This is a genomic window from Sulfitobacter sp. (assembly GCF_036961165.1).
Classification (GTDB): domain Bacteria; phylum Pseudomonadota; class Alphaproteobacteria; order Rhodobacterales; family Rhodobacteraceae; genus Sulfitobacter.
Map to the genome: position 1 here is coordinate 1 of NZ_JBALVJ010000096.1, position 10,195 is coordinate 10,195.

The following is a 10,195-nucleotide window of genomic DNA, read 5'->3' on the forward strand; positions in this document are numbered from 1 at the left end:
CAAGTGGCGCACTTTCTCTCCGGCGATTGGTGCAGTTTTAGTCCGGCGTTGACAGTTAATCCAGCAGCGATACTCGTTCAACCACTTCGCCTCTTCTTGAAGGTTAAGGTGTTCGGTGAACAAGCTGAAACAACAGAGCGTTTTCTCTTAGGATACAGCCGTGGTTTCATTTTCTAATGAAAAGTAAAGCTATTATCCGTTTTATCGGTCTTTTACCTGCTGCTGAAAGCGATCAACCAAGATCATGTGTGGAACAGTGAGGGCCGCCAGTCCTATAAACACAATCTTCAAAACAGACTTTTCCAAATCGTCCGCTCCAAGCTTCTGCATAATGGCGAAGCCCATAAAGCTGGCCGAGATCGTTACTATGGAAAGAACCACCGCGACCCTCATCGCCTGACGTTTGTGTTCTATAAAAGAGATCGCGTCGGTAAAGTGACGCACAGAATGCAGGGTGCAAAAGTAAACAATAAAGTAGACTAAAGGCGCAAGGCACGCCGCCGCGATCCAGATGATCCCCTGCTCAACCGCAGCTCTTGTTCTGAGTGAGGGTTGGCAGGCTACGAGTGCAACGGCAAATGCGAGGGCTCCTGTGCCGGAAAGGGCGAGGAGTAGTGCCACAAAGTTTGCGGTAGGTTCAGGTGCCAGATGTGCAAAAATAGTGGCGACCTCCTCACGCTGAAATAGTGCTGGTGCGCCAACTGTTGCAATGCCGCCAGTCCAGCGTATGGCGCCCGAAGTGTCCTCCCAGTCACCTGAAAAATGAACAGCAGAGTAGATCAAGAATGCAAATAGTGCTGGTCCCGGAAATAGAATCCAGATGCAGATTAGCAAAAACGCAAGTCCGATGTATAAAAGTGCAAAACGCGCATGCCCGCGCCAGCCGCTCAAAGGCCAAAGCGATTTTGCAATTGGTAAATCAAATGCGCCGTGCGGCAAACCCAATATGGCTACGGCGGGAACCAGCATGAGCAGCTGAGTAGTCATATCTGGCTGAAAAAGAAAGCTTGCCCCGATTATAGTCAGAACAGAGCATGCAAAAAACCAGGTTTGCCATAGCGGTGTGCCTGTCATTTTGGAAAGGCTGCTGCTTGCAGAAATGGCAAAGGCGGCAGAGATGCCATTACCGACACCCGGTCCGCAGTTCTGGTGGAGCCTGACAGAAACCGTTCCAATCGGTCCCTTGGCACGTTGCGAAACAGAGTATCGAAAAGGGCTGGACCGCGTTCTGGTTTGGCGGCAAGCACCTGCAAAAACACGCGATCCATAAATCGGGCAATTGGACCATCCAGATCAACATTTGCAAACTTGCCATCGATAAGTGTTGCTGCCACTCGATCCGCCTGTATCTGATTGCGTGAGAATGCGTATCCAGTTGACGGTCTGGCAGCCCCTCCACCCAGGCCCATGCGTATGATCCCTTCGGGCGCAGGCTCGGCAAAGCCTACTTCCATCGGGAGCGCGCCAGCCTCAGTGCGAATGATTTCGGTTTTACCTGGATTGAGTGCATTAATCTCTGCATCCAGCCATTCGGTAAAAACAGCATGCCCCGGATTTTCTGGTGCAAATGATGTGACTTCGACCAGTGCCTGATCCACAGCGAACGGCAGTATGTATACGAAATCAACACCTTTACAGCGTGCGCGGCGGAAGTGCATAAGTTGGACGGTATCGGGGTCGAAAACTGGCCGTTCAGTTTTAATTTCACGACCCAAAAAGAACTGTCCGTAAGTCGGTATGCGACGCGGTGGGCGTGTGTCGACGATGGTTGCCGCTGTAAGGGCACCAGCATCTGTTTCAATCTGCCATTCTCGCCCATTGCGGGCAACACCATGTGCAGCGACACCAAGCGACAGTGATGACTTTTCGCTTTGATCGATCATCTCACACGCACGGCGATAAAACGCACCGGATGTAACCGTTTGATAGCGCATGTGTGACGACGTCCGCAGGGTTTGCCCGCGCTGGTCTTGCACCGTCCAAGATGCCCATTCTTTGCGCACACAATCATCGAATGGATCTGACTGTGTACGCCAGAAGCTCCAAGCTCGGTCGTCCACGTATTCCGTGCGCGGTTCAATTACGCGAACAGATAAGTTGCTCTGCGCCAGCCGGACGGCGAGGCTCAGCCCTGCACAGCCACCGCCGAGGATCGCTACATCAACATCAGGCGCTGGCATGATCGGACCTATTTTCCCATTTACGTTTTTGGATCAGCTCACCCAGAATGGCGCGGACGGCAAGACCTGCCTTGCGTACCTTGGGGACAACTGCACGGCCCTCAAGGGGCTGATACTCTCGGCGGCGCAGCTCTGATCCAATGCCTTCGTACATTGCGGCGGCAGATGCTACGGCAAGGCGCAGACGCAACGGAAGGGCGTTCAGCGCAGATCGCCCCGATAGGTATAATTCATCAGCCTCGCTGAGCAGAAAAGCCATCGCATCCTCGGCGGCTTGTACTGCTTCTGGAATACCAGCGGCGATGTCCTGAGGATCGTAGGGACAGTGCGTAAAGGGCAAGTAACGGCGTCCTATTCGCGCATCTTCTGCAACATCACGGCAAATATTTGTTAACTGCATGGCTTTGCCAAGGTTGGCCGCTCTTGCGTGATGAACCTCATCAATATCAAAGATCGCGCAAACCATGATGCCCACTGTCCCGGCAACACCCATACAGTAGGTATCCAGCGTGGCTCTGTCAGCGATGCAGACAGCGCCAGTATCAGCCGCAGCACTCGATACCAGCTTGGCGAAAGCAGCCAGTCCAAGTGGCCGACCTTGAAACAGATCGTGTGCTTCTATTCCAAGCCGACCCTTTGGGTACTGCGACGTCAAATCATCATGTAGCTTTTGCAATTGACGTTGACCGACGGCTCCACCAATTTCATCTGCAATGTCGTCGACCGTTCGACACAAAACATAAAGTCGTGCGATAAGAAGCCTGTCGCATCGCGGCAACAAGCGCGCCGCTGGTGCAAAACTGCGAGCGTGATAAGCCATGATATCTTCAGGATTCATGTGACATTCTCCGCAATGGGCACAAGGTTTTCCAAGACCTTTGCCGATGAGACCACGCCCGGCAGCCCAGCACCCGGATGCGTTCCCGCTCCAACGAAATACAGATCACGCACGCCCTCACCACGGTTGTGGAACCTGAACCACGCTGATTGCGTAAAGAACGGTGACAGGGAGAAACCAGCACCATCTACGGAAAGATAGTCATTGCTGAAATCTTCCGGTGTCATGGCAAACTCTGCCGTGATGTGGTCGCTTAGGCCAGGCAGCATCGTATCTTCCAACGCCGCAATAATGCGGTCACGAAGCTTGGGCCCCTCAACCTCCCAGTCTTGCCCACCAGTCAGATTGGGGACAGGGCACAGAACGTAAAAGCTATCGCATCCGTCTGGTGCAAAGCTTGGATCCGTCGCCGTGGGCCGATGTACATAAAGTGAAAAGTCATCGGCCAGTTTATTATTATCGAATATATCGCGCAGAAGACTTTTGTAGCGCTCACCAAACCAGACAGTATGATGGGCCACATCTGGCCAAGTTTTGGTGGCGCCAAAGTATATTACAAACAAGCCCATTGAGAGTTTCGATTTTTTTGACCGCATCTTTGCAACTTTAGAGATTTGGGTCTGCGGCAGCATGTGCCGGTACACATGGACAGGATCCATGTTGGAGACGACAACGTCTGCGTCGATTTCTGTCCCGCTCTCCAGTATGACGCCCGATGCACGTCCATCCTCGACCTTGATTTGCGCAATAGTGGTGTTCAAGGATACGGTGATGCCTTCCTCTTTCATGAGCCGGTCAAACGCATCGACAAGCGCCCCGGTCCCCCCCATGGCGAACCAGACGCCATGTTCGCGTTCAAGGTGGTTGATCATGCCATAAATAGCTGTGGTTGAGAATGGATTGCCCCCCAGCAACAGGGGCTGGATCGAGAATGCTCGGCGCAGCTTGTCGTGTTTCATATGCCGCGACACCATGGACCACACACTTTCAAACGAGCGGAGCCGCAAGAGATGTGGAATTTGTTTGATCATAAATACAGGTGAGTGAAACGGCACATCCGACAGCCTGCTAAAGCCAATATCGTATATTTTCTTGGACCAGGAGGCCATGCGACGGTATCCTGCCACATCATCCGGTGAAATGCGTTTGATCTCGGCCTCGGTGGCTTCATCTGTGGGGCCATAGTCGAATGTATCGCCGTCGTGATACTGGAAACGATACCAAGGGTCGGGTTCCACCAGCTTTACATAATCTGCCATCTTTTTGCCGAACAGTTCGAACAATTCTTCGAACAAATGCGGTGCAGTTAAAACTGTTGGCCCAGCATCATGACGAAAACCGTCTTTTTCAAAAACCTGACCGCGACCTCCCAAGCGAGGGCATCGATCAATAAGATGAACATCATATCCCTTGGCCCGCAAACGCAGGGCTGCGGCAATACCTCCAAAGCCAGCGCCGGCTACAATTGCTGATTGTGTGGCGGAGAAGTTGGTATCACGTGGCATGGTCAATATCCCTTAGTTTGGATTCAAGGAGGCTTGCGAGCGTCGCCAAAGACGCTCCTGCATTACTTGGAAGGGAGTTTGCGAGTTCGCATGCGGTCAGCAGCGCTGCGTAAGCTCGATCACAGGCAATATTTTTTGCGGATACAGGAGCGTTTCCGATTGCTTCAAGGGATAGGCAGATGTTCGTGCCGCCCATCGCCAGATCGCTGTCGCGATCTTCAATGTCATCGAGCGTTTGATATGCGACTGCCAGTGCGTTTCCTGCTCGAATGGCTGTGTCCTGACCCTGAACTTTCGCTGCTATCAGCGCAAGAGAGATAGGCAATGCGATTAGGGGGCCGGATTTAAGGGCCGCTATGGTTGCCCATCTTTCGGGTGTCGGACACTTGGTCCGGCAATCCTGTGTTTGCCCGTCAATTGTGACTGTTACCGCATGATGCACTGCACCAAGAGCTGCCGCAGGATCGGGATGATTTGCAATTGCCATATAGGCAGCGGAAATCAGTAAATCGCCGGTCGAAATTGCAACGTCTTTGCCGTATTGTGACCACACAGTGGGTGTATCGCGTCGGACCTCATCACCGTCTTGAAGATCGTCATGAATTAAAGATGCGTTGTGCAAAAGCTCTGGTGCCAAAGCGCATGCCATAGCCACTTTTGGTGACAGGTTAAGTGCTGCGGCTGCGTGTATCCCAAGTTGCGCGCGAATCCGCGCACCTCCAGCGGAAAGATGATACTTAGCCGCATCCGCGACCCGCGACGGGGTCGACGTAAGTAGGCGGTAAATCTCAACATCCACATCGCTCAGCAGAACAACTGTATGTTCTTTTATATCAAACATTGAACACATCCAATCGGACCAAAGAAATGACCGCACCCGTCAAAACGGGAGCGGTCTAAAGTTTCTATTCGGCAGGAACTGCTGAGGGTTTATGGTCCGCCTGACCTCCACTTTTGCGCACTGCAATCAGGAAGATGAGCACACCAAAACCGGCTTTTGCGATAATGTCAGCAATGGTGTAGCCGACTTCGACCACGACCGTTGCTGTTGCACCTTCAAGCCCGACGGCGCCCGCAAAGTAGACGACTGGGTAGAAGCACCAGCTGGCGACGGTTACGTTTCGTGCAAGACGTACGAGACCACGTGCGTCCTCGGGCTGATTTTTGATCGCTTCACCCAAGCCGGAGTAAAGTTGGTAGACGATCCACAAGAAGGGGATCATCGACAACAGACCAAAGACCCAGCGTACGCCGCCTGATTCAGAGACTTCGCCTGGATACCCCAAGGCAACCATGAGCAGTGCCGCAAGACCAAGGCTAGTTGCGCGCGATACGGTCTCCGATCTGGTGAGGCTCATGACGAGGATCAGTTCGACTAGAAGAAGCGGCACAGTCAAAAGCCAGTCGACGTAGCGATACGCAGTATTAAAGACTTTTTCTGTGGGTACGTGTGCGCCGTCGACGAGCGTGTAGGCGTCGCTCCAACTTTGGCCGATGCGGAAGTAATGGTAGGCGGCAATGAAGGTTACCAAGCCGGTAACAACAAGTGCGGTTTTGAATTGTGGTTTCACCTGGCCGATACCTAGCCAGAAAAATAGCGTCGCGGCCGCGAGCGTTGCGAAGCCGAACGAGAAAGCGTTATAAATCAAATCGTATTGACCTATTGTTAGAGTTTCCATGTGTTTTCTCCTGTCAACAACATACGGAGATGGTAGCGTTCCTTACCGGTGTTCAATGGGATGCATGAAAAATAAAATGTCGCACGACATATTTTTTCCAGAACTAAATGTCGCAGCAACTCACCTTTAGGAAATAAAATTTCAGAAACTCAGATTCTTAAACATAAATTTGACTGTAGAATTTCAATTTCAAGTTGTTCTGCAGAAATTTGCTACAGGTGCGTCAGGTACGCACATGTGGCAAATTCCAACTCAGCCTTGACTTTACTCTCTGGTTCAAAAGTAAAGTACACGGGTTGAAAAGGGGGCTTTGGGCATAGCTGTTCAAAGCGTTGGCGATGTGACGTCTTCGTTGATAGCTGTTTATCTCTCGCAATTTGAAATCCTGGGGCTATCTGCTACGCAAGAAGTGTAATGGAGTGAAAGCTATGCCAGAACGAGCGCAACGCCCAGGAAACCGCCTAATGGACCGACCTGAATACAAGTTGAAACAACGCCCATTAACTTGCCTGCCGAATACCAGTGTTTTCGAAGCTGTATCGAAGATGGCAGAGAAGAACTTTGGTGCCGTCATTGTCATCAATGCCGATAACAAAGTTATCGGCGTCGCCACTGAGAGGGATGTTATGAACAAATTGGTGGCCAAAAATTTGGATGCGCACCAAACTCTTGTGTCAGACATAATGACTGAAAATCCACGTGTGGCCCGCGAGACGGATGATTTGATCGACTGGCTGAGGATAATGTCAAACGAGCGTTTCAGGCGTCTGCCAGTGGTTGATGATAATGACCAAATCAAGGCCGTGTTTACGCAAGGCGATTTTGTATCCTACACTTGGCCAGATTTGATATATCAAATGAAATCAATTGCGTCTGCAACTGTAAGCAAAAACTGGGCAGTACTTTTAATTGGTGGTGGCATCGCTTTGTATACAGTCATCATGGTCATTGTGCTCAACATGATGAATTGACCTGTCGGCTAGTGAGGCTAAGCAGCCAAACAGGGTTTGTTGATGGCGTGGATGCCCCCACCTACCGGCATCGTAGTGTGCCATTGTGATGTTTTAGAAAGCATCACTCAAAGGGAGAGCATCCATGTCAGAAGTTACCATGATCGGCATAGACCTTGCAAAGCGCGTTTTCCAACTTCACGGGGCTGATACTAACGGAACGGTTATTTTTCGCAAAAAGCTGACGCGTGTTCAGCTTCTCGCATTTATGAGCCAACAGCCCATTTGTCTTGTTGCGATGGAGGCCTGTGCTACAGTTCATTGCTGGAGACGAGAGATCGAGAATCTGGGGCACACGGTGCGACTGATTGCGCCAAATTATGTGAAGCCGTTTGTAAAACGACAAAAGAATGATGTTGCCGACGCTGACGCCATCGTTGAGGCGGCCTCGCGGCCAACAATGCGGTTTGTTGCGTTGAAGTTCGAGGCCCAGCAGGCGCGTGCCATGTTGTTTCGGACACGACAGATGTTCATCGGCCAGCGCACTCAGACGATCAACGCACTGCGTGGCCATCTTGCCGAGCACGGCGTCGTTGCGCCAAAGGGAGCCATCCACGTCAAACGCTTTGCCGACGCAGTTGCGGATAAAACCATAGGCTTGCCAGAAGAGGTTCGAGGGCTCGCCCAAGTGTACCTCGCCCAGATCGAAGGTCTAACTGTTCAAATTACAGCGCTGGACCAGCGAATGAAGGGAGCCGTCAAAGAAGCCGAAGCTGCGCGGCGGGCCCAGACTATGCCGGGCGTGGGGCCAATCACAGCCTTGGCAATAGAAACCTTTGCGCCGGATCTGAACTGCTTTCGCCGAGGTCGTGATTTTGCGGCTTGGCTGGGGTTGGTCCCTAAACAAAACTCGACAGGCGGCAAACCCCGGCTTGGAAAGACCTCGAAGATGGGCCAGCGCGACATTCGCCGGTTGCTGATCTCTGGCGCAATGGCTGTTCTGCAGGCCGTTGAGCGATTTGGAACACCGCACAACAGTTGGCTGATAGCCATGCTGGAGCGCAAACCACGTATGCTTGTTGCTGTTGCATTGGCGAATAAGATGGCCCGCGGCTTATGGGCCATGGTGACGAAGCAAGAGGACTACCGAACCCCTGCGGCAACGATGGCATGAGCGCAATGCGCCGTGTATCGCGCCCCGGGACTTGAGTGTGTGAGGAGATCGATGAACAGTAAGGGAAAATGATCGGAAAGATCCGGACCAGACAAAGCAGTCTTTGTGCAGGAGCCTATGAACTCGATTTGTTGATCTGCCTTTGGTTCGCGCATCGCCATACCGGCCCGCGGCTGTATCAACCGCTGCAACAAGAGGCCTGATACATGACCGCATCCGATCACACACTCAAACCGTTCAGAAATCTCTTGAACCAACGGGGGCATCCATACATGCACAAATCGGTTTGAGGTCGTGTTCCCCATTACCCCACTGGGATGAACGGACAACTCAACATCATTAGGATCACTCAACAGGATCTACTACCTCCCTGGAATTTGCAAATCTGATTGATAGTCAACGCAGCCTGATGATCCAGTTAGACATATAAAGGTATCTGGTACTATGCCGTGCCCAGTGGCCATGATGACATGTACCAAAATTGGTCTTTCGGAAGCTGATCCGGCAGGCAGAATGATCATCCATCAAAATGATCAAACCTATTTCCGAGCGCAGGAAAGGAGCCAATTTCCTTTTAGAAGCCGATTGAGCACTGACCCTCAGTGAGCTTTACGGCTCATAAACTGGACCAACGATAGCAATACAGGACGCTTCGAAAAACCACGAGCCTTCGCGCCATTGCTGCGGCAGAGCACGCACCAAGTGAAAAGTTGGCAGCTGCCAACTTCTCCGAAACAGTGATGGAGATTGCTCCAAGCGATATTGATCACAACACTGGCCTCAGAGATCGGTTTTCACTTTTTCCTGAAGGTTTTGATGCATTAAAGGCAAGTATAGATGAGCACGGTCAGCAACAGCCCATTCTGGTTGGCCCGCGCGACCCGCAGACGGGGAAGTATCCCATCATTGCCGGACGCACTCGGCTTCGTATCGCTTCACTCTTGGGGAAAAGACTGAAAGCGATTATCAGACCTATCGATGAGGATGCGCGATTGGTGGCTCAATTGCAGGAAAACCTTGCCAGAGCCGATTACACCGTAGGTGACAAAATCGGCATCATGATTGAGTTGAAGAAAAAGCTATACAAGCAGGCTCGCATCGCCGAGATGATGAATGTCTCCACAACTGACGTTTCAAAGTTGCTTGGAATATATGAGAAGTTGAAAGACCTCGCAAAGACAGAAGAGTTTCCGAGGGCACTACTTTCATCAAAAGCAGGCCGCCCTAAGTGGGAAAGCCTGGTTAAGGCTCTGAAAGAGTTACTGCATAACTCACGAGGAAAAATTTACCATAAGATTATTGGTTAATCACAGCATGATTTTGACGTGGACCTCATTTCTTTGGCAATAGAAGCGACCAAAAATGCAATTAACGCCCCTTTTTCCGCAACGGCCTACAGGCCACCTGAAAGGTCTTACGAAAGAGCAACAGCTGCACTTTCAAACGCGACTTTCAACACGCGCGATCTGTGTAAATTGAAATACGAAGGTGACCCCTACGTAAACGCGCTTCTTCAAAAAGCTATTCAGATTGAGCATACAATCCTAAAGGCGATGATCATTGAACGTTTCGACGTGCTGGTTGAAGAGGCACTCCGCAGCGTAGAAACCAGTGATCGGGGCACCGTATAACCAAGATCATAAGTTTAGTCGGTCAAAAGGGCGACTCCGGCAAGTCCACGATCGCGGTTCATCTTGCGATGGAAGCCCTTTTGTCTCGGGAAGGCTGTCAGGTTGCAATCATCGACATGGATCCGCAAGGGTCGGTGATGGAATGGTCACGGATGCGGGGAGATGAAGTGGTCCGGCAAAATTAGACAGCGTGCTAAGATGTATCCAACCCGAACGAATGGATACGAGAATGACAAAG

At 51.4% G+C, this 10,195-nt stretch carries 11 protein-coding genes; 5 read left to right on the forward strand and 6 right to left on the reverse strand.

The genetic code is table 11. The features are described from left to right. Positions 1–201 precede the first annotated feature (201 nt). The 6 genes from V7730_RS20430 to V7730_RS20455 all read right to left on the reverse strand — a co-directional run bounded on the left by V7730_RS20430 (position 202) and on the right by V7730_RS20455 (position 6,202). A complete protein-coding gene (locus V7730_RS20430) occupies positions 202–1,074 on the reverse strand; it encodes a Brp/Blh family beta-carotene 15,15'-dioxygenase (protein ID WP_335749414.1) in 873 nt (290 codons plus the stop codon). Further along, a complete protein-coding gene (locus V7730_RS20435; protein ID WP_335749415.1) occupies positions 1,071–2,180 on the reverse strand; it encodes a lycopene cyclase family protein in 1,110 nt (369 codons plus the stop codon). Before V7730_RS20435 ends, V7730_RS20430 begins: the two co-directional genes overlap by 4 nt. Further along, positions 2,167–3,018 carry a phytoene/squalene synthase family protein gene (locus tag V7730_RS20440; protein WP_335749416.1) on the reverse strand — a complete coding sequence of 284 codons (852 nt, stop codon included), beginning with the start codon at positions 3,016–3,018 and terminating at the stop codon, positions 2,167–2,169. The genes V7730_RS20435 and V7730_RS20440 overlap by 14 nt, the downstream gene beginning before the upstream one ends. Continuing rightward, the gene (gene crtI / locus V7730_RS20445; protein ID WP_335749417.1) at positions 3,015–4,523 is read right to left on the reverse strand and encodes a phytoene desaturase family protein; all 1,509 of its coding nucleotides are present in this window, start codon (positions 4,521–4,523) and stop codon (positions 3,015–3,017) included. Before crtI ends, V7730_RS20440 begins: the two co-directional genes overlap by 4 nt. After that, complete coding sequence (locus V7730_RS20450; RefSeq protein WP_335749418.1) at positions 4,513–5,364, reverse strand: polyprenyl synthetase family protein; 852 nt, start codon at positions 5,362–5,364, stop codon at positions 4,513–4,515. The genes crtI and V7730_RS20450 overlap by 11 nt, the downstream gene beginning before the upstream one ends. 64 nt (positions 5,365–5,428) lie before the next feature. After that, complete coding sequence (locus tag V7730_RS20455; protein ID WP_335749419.1) at positions 5,429–6,202, reverse strand: bacteriorhodopsin-like; 774 nt, start codon at positions 6,200–6,202, stop codon at positions 5,429–5,431. Between the two features lie 464 nt (positions 6,203–6,666). Here V7730_RS20455 and V7730_RS20460 point away from each other — a divergent pair, with 464 nt between their 5' ends. The 5 genes from V7730_RS20460 (at position 6,667) to V7730_RS22775 (ending at position 10,142) form a co-directional block, all read left to right on the forward strand. Then, positions 6,667–7,173, forward strand: a complete 507-nt coding sequence (locus tag V7730_RS20460; protein WP_335749420.1) for a CBS domain-containing protein — start codon at positions 6,667–6,669, stop codon at positions 7,171–7,173. 124 nt (positions 7,174–7,297) lie between these two features. After that, entirely contained in the window at positions 7,298–8,326 is a 1,029-nt protein-coding gene (locus tag V7730_RS20465; protein WP_335749421.1) for an IS110 family transposase, read from the forward strand. 710 nt (positions 8,327–9,036) lie between these two features. Then, positions 9,037–9,633 carry a ParB/RepB/Spo0J family partition protein gene (locus tag V7730_RS20470; RefSeq protein WP_335749422.1) on the forward strand — a complete coding sequence of 199 codons (597 nt, stop codon included), beginning with the start codon at positions 9,037–9,039 and terminating at the stop codon, positions 9,631–9,633. Positions 9,634–9,651: 18 nt separating this feature from the next. Then, the gene (locus V7730_RS20475) at positions 9,652–9,957 is read left to right on the forward strand and encodes a hypothetical protein (protein ID WP_335749423.1); all 306 of its coding nucleotides are present in this window, start codon (positions 9,652–9,654) and stop codon (positions 9,955–9,957) included. 8 nt (positions 9,958–9,965) lie between these two features. Continuing rightward, a complete protein-coding gene (locus V7730_RS22775; RefSeq protein WP_443070258.1) occupies positions 9,966–10,142 on the forward strand; it encodes a nucleotide-binding protein in 177 nt (58 codons plus the stop codon). The last annotated feature ends 53 nt before the right edge of the window (positions 10,143–10,195 follow it).

Bases quoted from the DNA above. Each gene is read 5' to 3' on its own strand.
- V7730_RS20465 (WP_335749421.1), top strand. From the start codon at position 7,298: ATGTCAGAAGTTACCATGATCGGCATAGACCTTGCAAAGCGCGTTTTC.
- crtI (WP_335749417.1), bottom strand. From the start codon at position 4,523: ATGCCACGTGATACCAACTTCTCCGCCACACAATCAGCAATTGTAGCC.
- V7730_RS20435 (WP_335749415.1), bottom strand. From the start codon at position 2,180: ATGCCAGCGCCTGATGTTGATGTAGCGATCCTCGGCGGTGGCTGTGCA.
- V7730_RS20430 (WP_335749414.1), bottom strand. From the start codon at position 1,074: ATGACAGGCACACCGCTATGGCAAACCTGGTTTTTTGCATGCTCTGTT.
- V7730_RS20440 (WP_335749416.1), bottom strand. From the start codon at position 3,018: ATGAATCCTGAAGATATCATGGCTTATCACGCTCGCAGTTTTGCACCA.
- V7730_RS20450 (WP_335749418.1), bottom strand. From the start codon at position 5,364: ATGTTTGATATAAAAGAACATACAGTTGTTCTGCTGAGCGATGTGGAT.
- V7730_RS20455 (WP_335749419.1), bottom strand. From the start codon at position 6,202: ATGGAAACTCTAACAATAGGTCAATACGATTTGATTTATAACGCTTTC.
- V7730_RS20460 (WP_335749420.1), top strand. From the start codon at position 6,667: ATGGACCGACCTGAATACAAGTTGAAACAACGCCCATTAACTTGCCTG.